Source organism: Idiomarina sp. (assembly GCF_019431395.1).
In the GTDB taxonomy this organism is placed as follows: Bacteria; Pseudomonadota; Gammaproteobacteria; order Enterobacterales; family Alteromonadaceae; genus Idiomarina.
The window spans coordinates 1390253-1408408 of record NZ_CP080268.1; the positions used below are offsets into that span (position 1 = coordinate 1390253).

The following is an 18156-nucleotide window of genomic DNA, read 5'->3' on the forward strand; positions in this document are numbered from 1 at the left end:
AAGATAACCTCTTAAACCGGTTTCGGGACAATAAAACTCGAGCTGGTTTCCAGATATTCAAAAAACCACTGAATGAAAACGCCAAAATGGGGAATGAGCACCGAGTCGTGCCACCACTGGCTATCGGACAGACCGGTAAAAGAATCCATGAAAAATAGTAACGCACTAACAATTAGAATTCCGCGCAGCGCGCCAAATACTAGTCCCAGCACGCGATCTGTCCCTGACAATCCGGTGGTCTGTACCAATTTTGATAAAATATAGTTAATGATGGCGCCCAGGATTAAGGTCACCACAAAGAGCACGGCAATCGCCGCCGCATTGCGGAGCATTTGATCCTGTATTTGGGTAAAATAAACGGCAAGATCCTGGTAGAACTGGCTGGCAATAAAAAATGCAGCTACCCAGACGGCAAGTGAAACCGCCTCTTTTACAAAGCCGCGGATCAAACTCACCAACGTTGATATGGCAATAATGCCAAGAATGACGAAATCTATCCAGAGCATAAGCACTCGTTAGCCCATCAAAAGTGGGCGAATTTTAACAGAAAAACAGCGCCGATGTGGCTTTTTTTACGACGGATTATAAGTTAAAACCTTGCCACTCAGTCCGGTCAATTCTTTCAATATCGGCAACTGCTTTTCTAGTTCGGCTTTGGAGGTATCCGGGCCTACCATCAACTTGGTCAGGTTACCGGAACGCTGCGCATAAGCAGCAAACCCTTTTTGTTTAAGCTGTTGCACTATTTTTTCGACACTGCCGGCCTGGCTAAAAGCGCCTAGCTGGATTACATAGGCATCGCCGTCCGCAGCGAACTCCTGCGGTTTACGTGGTGGCGCCTGTAATGACTCAGCCTGCACTTTGTCGGCTGCAATCGGCTGCGCCTCGGTAGCGTCAGCTGTGTCGCTGGTTGCCGCCTCATCGCCGCTTTGTGATTGCTGTTGTAACTGTTGTTTAGTTGCCTCAGGCAACGGCTGTGGTTGCTGCAAACTGGCTTGTTGCTCAGGCTGCAAAGGAATGGTTTCGAACTGCTCCACCGTTTCGGCCTTTTCGCCGTCTAACACGTCCGGCAGAATGATGACTGCCAGAGCCACTAAGATGATGGTTCCAACCAAGCGGTTTTGAAGAGGGCTGGCCACACTTAGCTCCTTATTTGCTGGTTAATTCTGCCGACAGTGTAAAACGAGCCAAATACGAACACCAGCGGCTTTTCGATTTGTGTTGCCTGAGCATCTGCCAGCGCCTGTTCAAAGGCCGCCTCGACACTGTCAAACTCACCCGTTGGTTCGATATCAAGCGGCGTTAGTCCGGCTTTTAGCTGCACCGCCGTATTCCCCCTGGGCTCACTCAGAGACCCCAGGTACCAACGCGATACGCAACCAGCCAGCGCCTTAAACACACCGCTATGGTCTTTGTCTTTGAGCATCCCCACCACCGCGTAAACCGGACGATTTTTAAACCGTTTGGGAATTTCTTCAGCCAGATATTCCGCGGCCTGCGGGTTGTGCCCAACATCTAGCAGCAGCTCGCAATCTCGATACAGCAGCTGCTGCATGCGGCCGCTCAGTTGCGCCTCGCTAAGACCCTGCGCAATGGCATCAGCGCTAACCGCCAAGGGTAAACATTCCAGCGCAGCCAGGCTGGTTGCCGCATTTTGCAATGGCAGTTGCGGTAACGGCAGATTCATCAAATTCGAGTCAATGCCCCGATAATGCCAGCCCGCAGCATGTTCGCTAAAGCTAAACTGGCGACCACGTTGCATCAGTCGCGCACCGATATCACGGGCGTGGCCGGCAATGCTTTTAGGCGGACTAGGATCGCCGCAAATCAGGGGTTTATCGGCGCGCGCAATACCGGCCTTTTCATAACCAATCTGTTCACGGTTATCGCCCAGGAAAGCGACGTGATCGATGCCAATACGGGTGACTACAGCGACATCCGCATCAACAATATTGACCGCATCCAGGCGCCCACCCAGGCCGACTTCTAAAATGGCGACGTCGAGGGGCTGCTGTTGCATCAGATAAAAGGCTGCCAGGGTGCCGAATTCGAAGTAGGTTAACGAAGTTTCGCCACGAGCTTGTTCGACCGCATTAAAGGCGCCCACGTGAGCCTGCTCAGACAACATTTGGCCATTAACAAGCACCCGCTCGCGGTAATCGCTCATGTGCGGCGACGAATAAACGCCGACGTTATAGCCGGCTCGTTGCAAAATTGTCGACAGATAACAAACCGTGGAGCCTTTGCCGTTGGTGCCGGCTACCGTGATCACAAAACGTGCCGGTTTGCGTCCCTGGCGCAGATTGGCATCGACTTTGCCCAGCCGTTGCAGGCCTAAATCAATCTCGCTGCTATGCAACTGCTCAAGATAGCTAAGCCAATCAGAAAGCGCCGAGTCGAGACCCGGCGCTTGTGGTGGTGTTACTAAGTCCTTCCCTGCTGTCATAGCCGTTTCCGTTTATGCTTCAACTAACGGCTGGTCCGACTCATCACCCGCAGCCGGTGAGGGTAAATTCATCATCTTCGCCAACAGTCGGGCAATGGTCGCACGCATCTGACGGCGATCAACGATCATATCAATCGCCCCGTGCTCCAGCAAAAACTCTGCCCGCTGGAACCCTTCCGGCAATGTCTGACGCACCGTCTGTTCGATTACCCTAGGTCCGGCGAAACCAATTAACGCTTTCGGTTCAGCAATATTAACGTCGCCTAACATCGCCAAACTGGCCGACACACCACCCATGGTTGGATCGGTCAACACCGAAAAATAAGGCAGGCCCTCTTCACTCATGCGCGCCAACGCTGCCGAAGTTTTTGCCATCTGCATCAATGACATCAGCGCTTCTTGCATACGCGCACCACCGGATGCCGAAAAACATACCAGTGGCAGACGGTGAGCCAGACACTCTTCCACGGCCTTGACAAATTTTGCCCCAACCACGGAAGCCATCGAGCCGCCCATAAAGTTAAAGTCAAACGCAACCGCTACTACCGGCACACCTTGCACCGTGCCGCGCTGCGCAATCAGTGCGTCTTTTTCGCCACTGCTTTTTTGCGCCGCAGCAATACGGTCTTTGTACTTTTTCGAGTCTTTAAACTTAAGGATATCTTTGGGTTCTAACTCGGCCGCAATCTCGCTAACACCTTGTTCGTCTAAAAATAGCGCTAAACGTTCGCGACCGGTTAAACGCATGTGGTGATCACATTTCGGACACACGCTTAAATTACGATCTAAGTCATTGCGATAAATAATCGCGTCACATGCCGTACATTTGCTCCAAACGCCCTCAGGAACGTTTTTACGCTTATTTGATTTTGGTTTGGCAAGAATTCGTTCAATCCAGCTCATATCGGTCTGCTTCTTACACTCGGTGTATTAATTGTCGGATAGCTTACATGGTAGCACAACTGGGTCAAGCAAAGAGGTCATTCCACAAATCGTATTACTCAACAAACCACAGTGGTCCCGGTTCAGGTTGCGGAATATTGCACGACTCGGGGTAATCGACAGCCACTAGATACAAACCGCCCGGTTTGGCCGTTGCTGCCGCTTGAGTGCGGTCACGACAGGCTAACAGCTCGCCTAGCCATTCAGGTGGCTGCTGATGCCGGCCTATCACGATCAGGCTGCCGACAATGTTACGCACCATGTGATGCAAAAATGCATTGGCTTTAATATCAACGATAATAAACTCGCCGCGGCGGCTCACTTGCAGGTGGGTGACCTGACGATGCGCTGACTTAGACTGGCATTGCGCGGCCCGGAAGCTACTAAAATCATGCTCACCGAGCAACGCGGGCGTCGCCGCCTGCATGGCTTGTTCGTCTAACGGATGGTGATAGTGGCTAACGCCATGGCTATGGATGCCGGGGCGTAAACGGGTATTGGCGATAATATAACGATAGCGTCGTGCCGTTGCGCTAAAGCGTGCACTAAAATCATCAGCAACCGGCTGCGCCCAGCGCACCGCAATATCGGCGGGTAAATTACTATTGATGCCGAGCGTCCAGGCGGCTGCCCGGCGCGGCTGCGATACATCAAAATGAACAACTTGGTTGGTGGCATGCACGCCGGCATCGGTGCGGCCGGCACAAACGGTCTCGATTGGCTCGTCAGCAACCTTACTGAGCGCCGCCTCTAACCGCTGTTGTACTGAGTCAACGTGCTGTTGTCGTTGCCAGCCATAATAGCAGCTGCCGTCATATTCAAGGCCTAAAGCCATACGCATAAATCAACTTCCTTAACTGCTAATGCGTGACAACAAGGCCTTGGCGTCGGCTGACAGTGACTCATCCTCACCATCGATCAACTGCTGTAATATCTCTTTGGCTTCGTCTTCTTCACCCATATCGATGTATGCACGTGCCAAATCGAGCTGTGCTGAGGCTTCTTCATCGACGTTGTCATCACTGCTGTCGTCGCCGAGGTTATCAAGTTCCTCGTCATTAAGAAGATCTTCAACCGCTGAAGCCTGGTAGTTGTCCTGCTCTTCGCCATCACCCTCGGCATCTTCCATCAACTTATCGATATCGACATAACCGCCGTCTTCGTCGTCTTCAGCTTCCGATGGCTGTTGCTCTTCCGCATCAGCACTTTCGGTTTCCGTTCTTTCGGCGTCAGCATCTTCGGCGTCGGCATCTTTTTCAGCAGTACCGAAGAAATCATCCAGTTCGTCGTCAGCCTGATCTTCGGCCTGTGCCAGGGCTTCGTCATCTTCAGGCAACTCTTCTTCAATCTCATCCAGTTCCGACAGTTCTGACTCGAGCTCTTCAGATTCGCGTAATAGACTGTCCAGATCCTGATCATCAGTCGCTGTGTCGTCTTCTTCATCGCCTTCCTGGACGCCTAATTGTGCCAGAGCCTCCTCGGCATCGTCGGGATCTTCAAAAGCATCGTCCTGCTCATCCTCGTCTTCAGCGGTGGTCGCCTCAGTTTCGGGTTGTGGCTCGGACTCTGGCTCTGGTTCTTGCTCCGATTCTGGTTCAGGCTCTGGTTCTGATTCGGGCTCGGGTTCGGGTTCGGGTTCGGGTTCTGACTCAGGTTCAGCCTCTTGCTCAGTATCGGGTTCGGCTTCAGCAACCAACGCATCATCGTCTGGTTGAGCGTCATCTTCGTCATCATCGAGCGATAAATCTAATGCCGGCTCGTCATTGTCATCACTTTCAGCAAATAACCGGTCGAGTTCTTCCTGCGACAATTCGCTGTCGCCCTCCTCCTCGTCATCAGCCGGTTGCTGCGGTTCTGCCGCTGGTTCCTGTTCCGGCTCCGACGTCAACTCATCATCATCCGGCAACAGGCTGGCATCATCTTCGTCCAGTTCATCGTCGCCGGCATCGTTATCTTCTTCGTCATCGAGTCGAATGCTAAAATCGTCATCATCGTCGGCCTGGCCGGTTTGCGTTAATTCGGCCTCCAATGCGCTCAAGTCATCGCCTAAGTCATCATCGTCTTCATGGCCCAGGTCACCGTCCAAATCAAACAAGCCATCGTCGTCGCTATCCTGGCCTCCTTCCATCAGCTCGCGGTCCAGCGCTTTAGATGCTTCCTCGTCATTCAGCTCAGTGTTCTTTTGGGTCGCCAACGGCGTGTCATCGTCAGCAGTGGACTTGCGACGGAAGAACAATAGGTACAAGGCTACAATGATCAATAAAGCCGGCAGAATAGCCAATAATGCTAAATTAAGTGGATTTTTTAACCAGTCTAAAAATCCCGAGCTTTGCTGTTGTTGCTCTTGCTGCTGCATTGCCATCAGTTGTTGCTGTTGTTGCAACAACTGGTCAAATTGCTGTTCCAGTTCACCTGTTTGCTGTAATCCGGCAGATAACTCTTCGATGCGGTCGGCCAGCGCATCCAGACGCTGCTGAATTTGTTCGTTCTCGTCGTAAACACGCTGCAGCGCCTGCATTGACTCGTTAACTTCGCTCTGCAACTGACTAAAACTTTGCTGCTGTTGCTGTTCAACCTGCGCAATAACCTGTTCTGCACGCTCGCGGGCCTGTTCCAACAACTGTTGCTGTTGTTCACGCGTGTTTTCGGTTTGCTGCTGTGCCTGCGACAAGCGCTGTTGCTGAGATTCTAACTGTTGATCGGCTAACACCCGGCGACGTGCGGTTTCCGGGTTAATCATCTGAATTTCCTGCAGGCTCGGAATGCGTAAATAAAAGCCATCCAGCATGCGGTTAATATTGCCATCGACAAAGGCGCGCGGGTTCGCCTGTGCAATCGCGATCATGGTCTGGTATTGAGTAACACTAGAGTGTGGACGATACTCGCTGGCAATCGCCCATAGCGTATCAGCTGAGGTTATCGGGCCGTAACGCTCCTGCCCTTTGCGTACATCCGTCGCTTCGGAGCCTTTCTCGCCCTTAATGATGACACCATCATCCTGTGCCAAAGCCGGAGCCGTTAAGCCCGCCAGGCTCAACACTAAAGCGGCAACACCAAGATAGTAATGTAAGGGTCGATCTGTGCGTCCGATAGTGGTTTTTTTCATCCTTTAATCTCTGCCCGCGCTTTACTGTTATTATTAACGGCGTACGTTATAAAAACTTTATGACATAAGCGCCGTGTTTTTACCACCGTCTTTTATGCTTTTACAATTTTTGCATAGCGCCAGTACTTACCAATAGTCGCGAATCAAGTGCTCAGCAATTTGAATTGAATTGGTCGCTGCGCCTTTGCGAATATTGTCTGACACTACCCACAGGTTTAAACCCTGCGGATGACTAATATCTTCGCGAATACGGCCAACAAACACATCGTCATGGCCGGCAGCGTTACCCACCTGCGTAGGGAACTCTTCGCGGGTTTCGAATAAGGTTACGCCCGGTGCGTCAGTTAGTAACTGTTTGGCATGTTCGGCGGTAATCGGCTGTCGCGTCTCTATGTGTATGGCCTCGGCATGACCAAAGAACACCGGTACTCGCACCGCTGTCGGATTAACCCGAATGGTTGGGTCATTAAAGATTTTGTGGGTTTCCCACACCATTTTCATTTCTTCTTTGGTGTAGTCATTATCCATAAAAATATCGATTTGCGGAATACAGTTAAAGGCGATCTGGCGGCTAAAGTTGGCCACGGTTGGTTCTTTGCCATTCAGCAGTTCTGCCGTTTGCTTAGCCAACTCCTCCATCGATTCTTTTCCCGCACCGGATACGGACTGATAAGTAGCAACGTTGATCCGCTCAATACCAACGGCATCATGAATGGGCTTTAACGCCACCAACATTTGAATGGTTGAGCAATTGGGGTTAGCAATAATATTGCGGTTGCGAAAGTCGGCCAGTGCATAACTGTTAACTTCCGGCACCACTAGCGGTATATCCGCTTCGTAGCGGAATTCAGAGGTGTTATCAATAACCACACAGCCTGCTTCGGCCGCTTTTGGCGCAAGCTCCCGTGAGATGCTGCCGCCGGCAGAGAAAAAGCCAATATCCGCTTCGCTCCAGTCGAATTCATCGGCATTCAGTACTTCGATCTCTTCACCGGCAAAATTGACCGTGGCACCCGCTGAGCGCGCACTGGCAAGCGGGAATAATTGACTGACAGGGAATTTCCGCTCTGCCAGGATCTCGATCATTTGCTGACCAACTAAACCAGTAGCACCTAAAACGGCAACGCGAAATCCTTCAGACATAACAGCTCCTGTCACTTAAAAATGGCTGCAGCAATTGGGTCTGCCTTAACGCACTGATCCGAGCACGCTAAACCCAAGCTGCGAAAATTGTTCGACTTGCTGCCTATTATGACATGCAATGCGTTGATTGTTGAACTGTCTACGCGGATTATCCTTACGATAACCTTTGCGCAACTGATCAAAACCCGCAGCCGTTGTACCATGCTCGCGCATCAGCGCATCGTCATGCCAGATGTTGTAGCGGTGCAGCGCCAGCGCGGTCAGATCATCCAGAGTTTGCAGACGATTGGCGTCATAATTTGGCCAGGGGCATGCGGGCAGCACGTCATCGATACTCCCGTCAAAAGGCAACTGCAAAAAGTCATGCAGTGCCCGCGCGACAATGATGGCACCACCGACCTTGCCCTCGGCACTATGGCCGGCAATATGCGGGGTCGCGATAGCGGCGACATCCAGTAACTGTGTGCTTATCTGAGGTTCCCCCTCCCACACATCCAGTATCAGCGACGGGCAATCACCCTGCGCACAAACATCGGTTAAGGCGCGGTTATCAACCACCGCACCACGGCTGGCATTAATCAGCACTTGCTCTGCATGCAAAGATTGCAGTGCCTCGATATCAAACAAGTGATGTGTGGGATGTGCGCCGTCCTTTATCAACGGCACATGGCAACTGATGATGTCAGCGTTTAATACCCGTTGCCAGTGGTCATGAAGATCAAGCGGCAGTTGCGAATTAGACTCTAACAACGGCGGATCGTAGTAATGTACGTTAAGACCCAGTGCCTGCAAGCGTCGACCTGTAGCACGGCCAGTATTACCGGCACCGACAATGGCAACTTCCATATCGGCGAGCGCAGCTAATTGCTGACGTCGCTGAAACAGTGCTAATACCGCCGTTAACACATACTCGCCGACTGAATCAGCATTGCCGCCGGGCGCACTGGCAACGGTAATGTTGCGGGCGGCCAGCGCATCTAAATCCAGGTGTTCGGTACCAATAGTGGCTGTGGCCACAAATTTTAGCTGCGGCGCCTTGGCCAACAAGGCCTCGTCGACACACGTTACCGACCGTACTAACAGCGCCTCGGCATCGGTTAGCAAATCATCGGGCGGGCACCGATCGGCATACAGAGACAAACAACCCGCATCCGCCAATAATGACGACAATGCGGGTATATTTTGATCAGCAACAATATGCACGTAATCGTCAGCTTATGCGGCTGAGTTTATTCGGCATATTCACGCAGCACCAGGCTGGCGTTAGTACCGCCAAAGCCAAAGCTGTTCGACATTACCGTTTTCAGTTTAGCCTGGGTCGGCTCACGCACAATGTGCATGCCTTCAGCCGCGTCATCGAGGTTTTCGATGTTGATGCTAGGCGTTACAAACCCATGCTTCATCATCAATAGCGAATAAATCGCTTCGTGCACGCCTGCCGCACCCAGCGCATGACCTGTCATCGCTTTGGTTGCGCTGATCATTGGCGTTTGCTCCGGGAATACCGCACGAATGGCTTCCAGCTCCTTGACATCGCCAACCGGGGTACTGGTACCGTGCGTGTTCAGATAATCAACCGGCGTATCAACGGTTTCCATCGCCATTTGCATGCAGCGAATAGCGCCTTCACCCGATGGTGCCACCATGTCGTAACCATCAGAGGTTGCACCATAACCAACAATTTCGGCATAAATTTTGGCACCGCGAGCTTTAGCTGCTTCTAGTTCTTCAATCACCAGAATACCGCCACCGCCGGCCGGGATAAAGCCATCACGATCTTTGTCATAGGTACGCGATGCTTTTTCCGGTGTGTCATTATACTTGGTGCTAAGCGCACCCATAGCGTCAAATTCCATCCCTAAGGTCCAGTGCAGCTCTTCGCCACCACCGGCAAATACGCGGTCTTGTTTGCCAAACTGGATCAGTTCCAGCGCGTGGCCAATACAGTGCGCAGAGGTCGCACAAGCTGAGCTAATGGAATAATTCACGCCTTTAATTTTGTAAGGCGTTGCCAAACACGCAGAAGTGGTCGAAGCCATGCAACGCGGCACCATGTATGGGCCTACGCGCTTGACGCCTTTTTCGCGTAAAATATCAGCTGCGGCAACTTGATGCTCGCCCGAGGCGCCACCTGAGCCAACCACTAACCCGGTACGCGGATTCGACACTTCTTCATCCGTTAAACCGGCGTCCTCGATGGCTTGTTTCATGGCGATATACGCATACGCCGCAGAATCACCCATAAAACGCAACGCTTTACGGTCGATGTGGTCTTTAACGTCTAAGCGAACCGGCCCCCACACCTGGCAACGTAAGCCCATCTCGGCAAACGATTCGGACCGTTCCAGTCCTGACTTGCCGGTACGTAATGAATCCAATACTTCGTCTTGATTAGTGCCTATGCTTGAGACAATCCCAAGTCCGGTAATCACTGCTCTTTTCATTCTTTTGTCCTGTCTGGCGCCAATGCGCCGTTCGTTGCAACTTAAATTAAATATTGTCTATGGTAACCAAGCTGTCTTATGAATGTGGTCTGCTTTGTCACCATTAGCTGATGTCGCACGGCTATTTTTGGCGACGCTATTTTTTATCTACGATTGGCTGTTATTATAGCGCCCATTGTGCCAGATTCCATGAGCAACATCTAAATGAATCGTTCTGCTGACATACACTTTAACAGCGACGGCGTGCCGGTTTCTAACCACTTTGACGATATTTACTTTTCCGTCGACAGCGGTATAGACGAATCCCAGTACGTTTTTTTGCAGCAAAACGGATTGCCCGACGCGTTTAAAAGCTTACCCAGCCATTATGAATTTGTGGTGACAGAAACAGGCTTTGGCACCGGACTCAATTTTTTATTGTGCTGGCAAGCGTTTATCGAACATGCGCCGCGCGACTGCCGGCTGGTATTTGTCAGCTTCGAGAAGTTTCCGTTAAGCCGTGAGCAACTCGAACAAGCATACGAGGCATTACCGACGTTGCGCGCTTTATGCGAACAATTACTTGCCGTTTACCCTGCCGGCGACGAAGGTTGTCATCGACTGTTGTTGGCCGATGGCCGGGTAACCCTGGATTTATGGGTTGGCGATATCGAACAACAACTACCGCAATTTGTCGCACAAGCTCGGGGGCAAGTGGACCGCTGGTTTTTAGATGGCTTTGCACCGGCAAAAAATCCGCAAATGTGGCAGTCTTTTTTATTTTCTGCCATGGCCGCCACCGCTCATCAAGGCACGCGTTATGCGACCTTTACCGCTGCCGGTGTGGTAAAGCGGGGGTTGCAAGGTGCTGGTTTTACGGTTGCAAAAGTTAAAGGTTTTGGCCGCAAGCGCGACATGTTGTGCGGGGCGTTTGAGGCTACCGACGCGCCACAGAAAGCCGCACTGAAAACGGAGCCCGTCGCCATTATTGGCGGTGGCATTGCCGCGGCCAGCCTGAGCCTTGCATTGCAGCGTCGCGGTGTTAACGTCACGGTAACCAGTCGTGGTGTCGCCGATGCAGCGTCTGGCAACCCGCAAGGCGCGGTCTACCCGTTACTGCACGCCGAAAAAACCCCACTCAGCCAGTTTTATCTGCACGCATTTAGTACTGCGGTTAGCGCTTACTTACCCTGGCGTGAACAGCACTGGTTCCCCGGCGGCGTATTGCAACCGGCATTTAATGCCCAGCGCCAGCAGCGCGCTGAGAAGATTGCCGCTGGTTTGTATGATCCACAAACGGTTTCGCTGCAGCCTGCTGGCGACACGGCCGCCGGTCTCGAAATAGGCACCAGTGCCCTGCATTATGCCCGCGCGGGCTGGCTAAGGCCGGCCGCTATGGTCAAAGAACTGTTTAATAAGGCCGGTATTAGTGTCGGTATTAGCGACAGACCACAAGTCGACGTGCAACAAAAAACCGTAATTGCCGCCGGTCATTGCAGTGGTGACATTGTTGCGGCATTTTCTGGACAGAAATTATCAATTAACCCCGTACGTGGGCAGATAACTCAGGTTGAAGCGACTGATGCGACGGCGTCACTGAAGCAGGTGCTTTGTTATAAAGGCTATATGGTACCAGCGGATAATGGCCTGCATTGTATTGGTGCAACCTTTAATCGTGGCGATGATGGCAGCGACATACGCGCTGACGATGACAGCGAGAATTTAGCCAGCTTAAAAGATTGCGCGCAGCAGCCGTGGGTAAATGACTTAACGATTATCAGCCAGCGCGCTAGTGTCCGCGCCACCACCCCCAATCATCAACCCATGATTGGCCGGGTGCAGGATAACCTGTATGTCTTCAGCGGCCTCGGCTCCCGCGGCCTCACCGCAGCCCCGTTATTAGCCGAAATCCTCGCCGCGCAGCTCAGCGGCGGCCTGCAGCCGCTTGCCACCGATGCGCTCGAACGGCTGCAGCCGCGCTAAGCCGCCGCAATACCCTCGAGTTTATCCATCAGGTTTTGCACGTGGGCCTGGTCGGCAGGGGCCAGTTCGTGTTTGGCCTGGTCGACGGCCGCGCGTAGATTGGGCATGATGTAGGCAGGGTCGGTCTCGCCATTCATCTCCATTTTCGCTACCACCAAATCAAAATGACCGCGCAAATAACCGCTGGCGAACAATTCATCATCGTTACCATCTTCATAGGCTTGATCAAATACAGCTTCGAGTTGTTCTACCACCACGTTAAGCGACATAGGCTACCTTTTTAATGTTAGGTTTCGTGTTAAGTTTCATTTAAAGTAGAACGCCATTTTAACGGCCTTTTTGCTACAATGCACCCGAAGCGCTCAAATACAAAAAGGGGAAGCAGTAACCCATGTCATTACAAATTGGTTTATTTTACGGCTCAACCACCTGCTATACCGAAATTGCCGCCGAAAAAATTCAGCAAGCCATTGGCGAAGACATCGTCTCCCTGCACAACATTAAAGATACGCCACTGGCCGAAGCCGAACAGTATGACATTCTGATTTTTGGTATTTCCACCTGGGATTTTGGCGAGTTACAGGAAGACTGGGAAAGCTACTGGGACGACATAACACCACTGAATTTAGACGGTAAAATTGTTGCGCTCTACGGTATGGGCGATCAGGAAGGCTATACCGACTGGTTCCAGGACGCGCTGGGTATGCTGCACGACGCCATCGCCGACAAAGACTGTAAACGCATCGGCTTTTGGCCCAACCAGGGCTACGATTTTGCCGCGTCCAAAGCATTGACCGCAGATCAATCGCAGTTTGTCGGTTTATCCTTGGATGAAGACACCCAGTATGATTTAACCGATGAACGCATTGAACAATGGACAACCCAAGTTTTAGAAGAAATTGCGGAACAACTTTAACAACAAGACTTCAAGAGAATAACAAAAAAGGAACCAATTATGCGGCAGCTGATAACCCTAACGGTGCTGTGTTTGAGTTTGCTATTGGCATCACCCGCCAGTGCCGACGACAGCATTCCCGGCGTGACTGAGTTCGAACAACAACACGCCCCCGCACTGCAAAAATACGACGGCTTTTTCAGTTTTTATCACCATACCGGTACGGGTCAGGTTTACTTGCAAGTACCCACTGATGGTCAGCAGTTTATCTTTCAAACCTCGCTGCCATGGGGCCTTGGCTCTAACGACATAGGCCTGGATCGTGGCCAGTTAGGGCAAACGCAATTGGCATCCTTTTACGTGGAAGGCAACAAAGCACTGCTGATGGCACATAATACACGCTTTCGTGCCAGCAGCCGCAATCAGGCTGAACGCAACAGCGTTGACCAGGCCTTTGCCGATGGTGCCCTGCACGGCTTTGAGGTCGTCGCCCGCAGCGACAACGCGGCGATTATCGACTACACCCCCTATTTATTGTCCGACGTACATGGTGTCAGCAAGCGTCTTAAAGCAACCGACCAGGGTAGCTTTAGTGCCGACAGCAGCCGTTCGGTGGTCTACCCAGCGCGTTCCAAAGCCTTTGTCGACAATACCGAATTAGAAGCAAAAGTTACCTTTAGCGGCGACGGCACCGGCCGTTATGTTAATCAGGTTGCCGCCGACAGCGATGCGCTGACACTGCATTTGCATCATTCATTTATTCGCTTACCGGATGATAATTACAGTACCCGCGCGTTTCATCCTAACAGCGGCTTCTGGGCCGAGAGCTTTGTCGATTATTCCGCGCCGCTGGGCGAAGACATGCAAAAAAAGGTTATTCCGCGCCATCGGCTGAATAAAAAGGACCCCATTGCATCGATCAGCGAGGCTCGTGAACCGATCGTTTACTACCTCGACCCGGGTGCACCGGAACCGGTTAAAACTGCTTTACTCGAAGGTGCTCGCTGGTGGGCCGAAGCGTTTGCAGCTATCGGCTACGAAAATGCATTTCAGGTTAAGGTACTGCCGGACGATGCCGACCCTATGGATGTGCGCTATAACGTAATCCAGTGGGTACATCGCGCCACCCGCGGCTGGTCTTATGGCTCATCGATCATTGACCCGCGTACTGGCGAAATAATCAAAGGCCACGTTACGCTGGGCTCGTTACGGGTGCGCCAGGACATGAAAATTGCGCAGGGATTATTAGCCCCGTTTAACCAGCAAAACGAGAGCGAACTCAAAGCGCAAATCGAGGCCATGGCATTGGCACGTATTCGTCAGCTCAGTGCTCACGAGATTGGCCATACACTGGGTATTGCGCATAATTTTGCCGCCTCGCCGCAGGATCGCGCGTCAGTTATGGATTATCCGCACCCACTGGTCACGCTAACCACCGACGGTACCGTTAGCCTGGAGAACGCTTACGACACTGGCCTCGGCGAGTGGGATAAGCAAGTCATTGCCTATGGCTACAGTGATTTTGGTGGTATGCCATCAGAGGCTGACCAGTTGGCACGCATTCTAGCCGACAACAAAGCCAAAGGGCTGGACTTTATTTCGGACAGCGATGCCCGTCCTGCAAGTGGCGCACACCCTACCGCTCACTTATGGGATAACGGCTCGGACCCGGTGACCGAACTGCAACGCGTATTAGCGTTGCGCCAGCAAGTATTGCAAGGCTTTGGTCAGGCGCAGTTAGGCAATGACCAGCCACTCAGTGATTTGCAGGAAGTATTGGTACCCATGTACCTGCTGCACCGCTATCAGACCGAGGCTGCGGTCAAAGTTGTTGGTGGCGTTAATTACCGCTATTACATGAACAGTGACAACCCCAGCGATTATGGCCCGCTTGGCGCCGCTAATCAGCAGCGGGCACTGCAGCAACTACTAGCCACGGTGAGTGCTGATACGCTGCAGTTACCGCAGCAGGTGCAACAGCTGATGGTGCCATTGGCTTATGGCTCTTACGACAATCGCGAACGTTTTAACGGCCGCACCGGACTCGTTCCTGATCCGGTAAGCTGGGCTGCCACGGCGGCCGACTTTAGTCTGTCGCTGCTATTCAACAGTGCCCGCCTTAACCGTCTGCAACAACAGCATGCCGCTGATAATAGCGTGCCATCCGCTGCCGGCGTGGTTAATCAGGTAGCAAAACAGGTGCTTGAGCAGTGGCAACAACAACCTGCCGATGTGCTGCGTCAACGCCTGTTAACAACTGCGTTTAACGCCATGGTTAACGCCGTTCAGGCAGATCAGTTAGCGCCGGAAGTCCATTTGGCACTGCGTAGTGCGCTGGCGACTCAGCAACAGAAGTTAGCGTCAGCGGATCAAAGCCTGGCACAAGAATTGGCCAAGCAACTGCAACGATTCTTAGAGGAAGGCGAATGGCCGGCCAGTTACCAGCCACACGCCATGCCACCGGGCTCGCCAATTTAAGGCGAGCCACGGCCGTAAAACGCTAGTCGATTTCGTAATTTGAATCGTCCAGCTCCGCCTCAGTTTTGCCATGAGGTGTGGGCTGGCGAGTGTCCGGGTCAATATGTACAAAGACAATATCATCGGCCACGCAGATATTCTGTTTGGTGTGTTTATTACGCACCACACAGGTAATAGTCAGTGAGCTGCGTCCTGCCTTTTTAACCTGCAGACCAAACTCCACCACATCACCCTGAAACGCCGACGTTTCGAAAGTGATCGCACCAATGTGTTTGGTGACCAGGCTTTTCGCTTCTAACTGGCAACTGGCGAAGATGTATGCTTCTTCGTCAATCCATTCCAGAATACGGCCACCAAATAAAGAGCCGGCAAAGTTAAGGTCATTGGGCATAACCAGGCGGCGAGAAAGAAAACGCATAGCGACTCCTTAACAAAATAAGTTATAGAGCCGCTAAGTATAACGCATTATTTTTTAAGCGTTTGTTGAAAAAAGTCGTGGATCAATTGATGCCGGTGAATTTTCGTCGCTGTGCCGTTAAGCGAGTGCTTTTTACCCGGGTAATTCATCATTTGAAATTGCTGCTGATTATCCTGCAACTGCTTGTACAGCTTGGTGCTATGGGTAAACAACACATTGTCATCAGCCATACCGTGATACATCAGCAAGTCACCCTGCAGTCCGTCAGCGTACGGAAATACCGATGCATTTTGGTAAGCATCGCCGTCCTGCGGCATGCCCATATAACGTTCAGTATAATGGGTGTCGTACAAACTCCAGTCCGTCACCGGCGCACCCGATACACCGGCTGCAAAGTAGTCCGGCGCTTTAAACATCGACATCAGTGTCATATAGCCGCCATAACTGTGACCATAAATACCAATGCGTTCCGGGTCGACAAAATCCAGTGTACGCAGATATTCTACCCCACGGACCTGATCCGCCACCTCGGGTGTACCCATGTTACGGTAAATCGGCGCTTCGAACGCTTTGCCGCGATTAGCAGAGCCGCGGTTATCCAGACTAAACACCACATAGCCCTGCTGCGCCATGTATTGCAGGAATAGGCTACCGAAACCTTTATCAACCACCTGTACGCCCGGCCCGCCATACACGTAAACCAGCACCGGATATTGCTTTTCAGCATCAAAATTGGCCGGTTTGGTTAACTGATAATACAGCGTCTGACCATCTTCGGCTTCCAGCGTACCGTAGTCCGCATAGAGCCAATCGTGGTAATAAGGCTTTAATGGATGTGAATCATCAATAGCATTTTCATTTAACCACGCCAGGCGCTCACCGGTCGGTCCATGCAAACTCACCTGCGCCGGTTGTTGCGGTGATTCGAAGGTGTCCAGGTAAGACTGTGCATTGGCAGCAAAAGTAATACTATGCATACCTTCGCGCTCGGTTATCTGGCTTGGTGAGCCCGGCGAACCGGTATTTAACTGATTACGATACAGATGGCGCTGTAACGGCGACTTTAGACGGCCGGTGAAATAAATAGCCCCCGTTTGTTCATCAATGGCCGCTAGCGCATCAACGGCCCAGTTACCTGATGTTAACTGGCGGATTAAACTGCCGTCTAAACGGTATAAATACAGATGTTTGTAGCCACTGCGTTCAGATGCCCAGACAAAATGCTTATTGTCCGATAAAAAGTGTAAGTCATCATGAATATTAACCCAGCTGTCGCTGGTTTCAGTGATCAATACCTGCTGCTTTTGATCATTAGCATCGACCAGACGCAAATCCAGCTGCTGTTGATCGCGGCTTTGCCATTGGTAGGTAAAACGATCGCCATCAACCCAGTTAACCCCGGCCAGGTAGCCATCGCCAAGGACACTCAAACCCAGCCACTTAATCGATGACTCTATCGATGAACCTGAGGACTGCGCGTTATGGCTTAAGCTGACCACGCCCAAATCGACAGCCACGTTATCGGTGCCGGCAAAAGGATAGCGCTGCTCAATCATATCGATGCGATCGGCGTAGATTTCGCTGCGGGTTGCGATCTCTACCGGCGACTCATCAACTTTGGTCAGCACCAGTTTTGACTCGTCCGGCGCCCACCAGTAACCGGTCATCCGATCCATCTCTTCCTGCGCCACAAATTCGGCCATACCGTATTTAATCGTGTCGCCGCCGGATTCGGTAATGGCTTGCTCTTTACCCGTTTGTAAATTAACCGTATATAAGTTTTGCTCGCGAATAAAGGACACGTAATTGCCCTGGGGTGACAAGCGGGCATCGGTTTCAAATGCATCGGTAGCGGTAATTTGACGGGCTTTTTGCTGCTGCAAATCATAGTAGTAAACGTCGCCATTCAGCGGAAATAACAACGCATCCGATTGCGCCGACCACTGGTAACTGACAATGCCCGAACCACTTAAGCGTAAGCGTTCGCGGCGAGCCTTTTCTTCATCGGAGAGGTTCTCGGGGCCGGAAAACAAATCATCGGAGTTAACCAACAACTGATGCTGTTGACTATCGATGTTGTACTGCCATAAGTCGTAACGATTAGCATCATCGTCACGTCCTTTCAGGTAAGTCAGAGTTTGCCCGTCGGGCGAGAACCGCAGCGAGCGGATAGATTCACCGGTTAACGATGGTGCCGTAAAAATACGCTCAATAGTCAGCTGTTCGGCTGCCGCAGCAGCTGTAAAACCGCTGCTCGACAACAGTGCCATAGTTGCGGTTAATAAAGACAAACGCCGCATAATAGTATCCTTGTTTTAAAGT

General features: G+C 51.8%; 15 protein-coding genes. 3 read left to right on the top strand and 12 right to left on the bottom strand.

Going from position 1 to position 18156, the window contains the following annotated elements; translation table 11 throughout:
• Nucleotides 1-11: 11 nt before the first annotated feature.
• From KZ771_RS06880 to fabB, 9 genes are all read right to left on the bottom strand, one after another.
• On the bottom strand, nt 12-506 hold the full coding sequence (locus KZ771_RS06880; protein WP_290654746.1) for a CvpA family protein: 495 nt from the start codon (nt 504-506) through the stop codon (nt 12-14).
• A gap of 66 nt (nt 507-572) precedes the next feature.
• A complete protein-coding gene (locus tag KZ771_RS06885) occupies nt 573-1139 on the bottom strand; it encodes an SPOR domain-containing protein (RefSeq protein WP_290654747.1) in 567 nt (188 codons plus the stop codon).
• A 2-nt stretch (nt 1140-1141) separates the two neighbouring features.
• Nucleotides 1142-2446, bottom strand: a complete 1305-nt coding sequence (gene folC / locus KZ771_RS06890; RefSeq protein WP_290654748.1) for a bifunctional tetrahydrofolate synthase/dihydrofolate synthase — start codon at nt 2444-2446, stop codon at nt 1142-1144.
• A 12-nt stretch (nt 2447-2458) separates the two neighbouring features.
• Complete coding sequence (gene accD, locus KZ771_RS06895; protein ID WP_290572225.1) at nt 2459-3349, bottom strand: acetyl-CoA carboxylase, carboxyltransferase subunit beta; 891 nt, start codon at nt 3347-3349, stop codon at nt 2459-2461.
• Between the two features lie 94 nt (nt 3350-3443).
• Nucleotides 3444-4229 carry a tRNA pseudouridine(38-40) synthase TruA gene (gene truA / locus KZ771_RS06900; RefSeq protein ID WP_290654749.1) on the bottom strand — a complete coding sequence of 262 codons (786 nt, stop codon included), beginning with the start codon at nt 4227-4229 and terminating at the stop codon, nt 3444-3446.
• Nucleotides 4230-4241: 12 nt separating this feature from the next.
• The gene (locus tag KZ771_RS06905; protein ID WP_290654750.1) at nt 4242-6494 is read right to left on the bottom strand and encodes a FimV/HubP family polar landmark protein; all 2253 of its coding nucleotides are present in this window, start codon (nt 6492-6494) and stop codon (nt 4242-4244) included.
• 126 nt (nt 6495-6620) lie between these two features.
• Nucleotides 6621-7637 carry an aspartate-semialdehyde dehydrogenase gene (locus tag KZ771_RS06910; protein ID WP_290654751.1) on the bottom strand — a complete coding sequence of 339 codons (1017 nt, stop codon included), beginning with the start codon at nt 7635-7637 and terminating at the stop codon, nt 6621-6623.
• 45 nt (nt 7638-7682) lie between these two features.
• Nucleotides 7683-8840, bottom strand: coding sequence for a 4-phosphoerythronate dehydrogenase (locus KZ771_RS06915; RefSeq protein WP_290654752.1), 1158 nt, complete (start codon nt 8838-8840; stop codon nt 7683-7685).
• Between the two features lie 26 nt (nt 8841-8866).
• Nucleotides 8867-10081, bottom strand: coding sequence for a beta-ketoacyl-ACP synthase I (gene fabB, locus KZ771_RS06920; protein WP_290654753.1), 1215 nt, complete (start codon nt 10079-10081; stop codon nt 8867-8869).
• Nucleotides 10082-10285: 204 nt separating this feature from the next.
• On the opposite strand from fabB, the gene mnmC reads away from it, so the two are divergent.
• Nucleotides 10286-12043 (top strand): bifunctional tRNA (5-methylaminomethyl-2-thiouridine)(34)-methyltransferase MnmD/FAD-dependent 5-carboxymethylaminomethyl-2-thiouridine(34) oxidoreductase MnmC, encoded by a 1758-nt coding sequence (gene mnmC / locus KZ771_RS06925; RefSeq protein WP_290654754.1) that lies wholly within the window; start codon nt 10286-10288, stop codon nt 12041-12043.
• On the opposite strand, the gene KZ771_RS06930 is transcribed toward mnmC, so the two are convergent.
• Complete coding sequence (locus KZ771_RS06930) at nt 12040-12312, bottom strand: YfcL family protein (protein ID WP_133539053.1); 273 nt, start codon at nt 12310-12312, stop codon at nt 12040-12042. The genes mnmC and KZ771_RS06930 overlap by 4 nt on opposite strands.
• A 122-nt stretch (nt 12313-12434) precedes the next feature.
• Between KZ771_RS06930 and fldB the strand changes: the two genes are divergently transcribed.
• Entirely contained in the window at nt 12435-12959 is a 525-nt protein-coding gene (gene fldB, locus KZ771_RS06935; protein ID WP_290572211.1) for a flavodoxin FldB, read from the top strand.
• Nucleotides 12960-12998: 39 nt separating this feature from the next.
• Nucleotides 12999-15416, top strand: a complete 2418-nt coding sequence (locus KZ771_RS06940; protein WP_290654755.1) for a zinc-dependent metalloprotease — start codon at nt 12999-13001, stop codon at nt 15414-15416.
• Nucleotides 15417-15438: 22 nt separating this feature from the next.
• Here the strand turns inward: KZ771_RS06940 and KZ771_RS06945 are convergent, their stop codons facing one another.
• On the bottom strand, nt 15439-15834 hold the full coding sequence (locus KZ771_RS06945; RefSeq protein WP_133539050.1) for a hotdog domain-containing protein: 396 nt from the start codon (nt 15832-15834) through the stop codon (nt 15439-15441).
• Nucleotides 15835-15881: 47 nt separating this feature from the next.
• Nucleotides 15882-18134, bottom strand: a complete 2253-nt coding sequence (locus KZ771_RS06950) for a S9 family peptidase (RefSeq protein ID WP_290654756.1) — start codon at nt 18132-18134, stop codon at nt 15882-15884.
• Nucleotides 18135-18156: the final 22 nt, after the last annotated feature.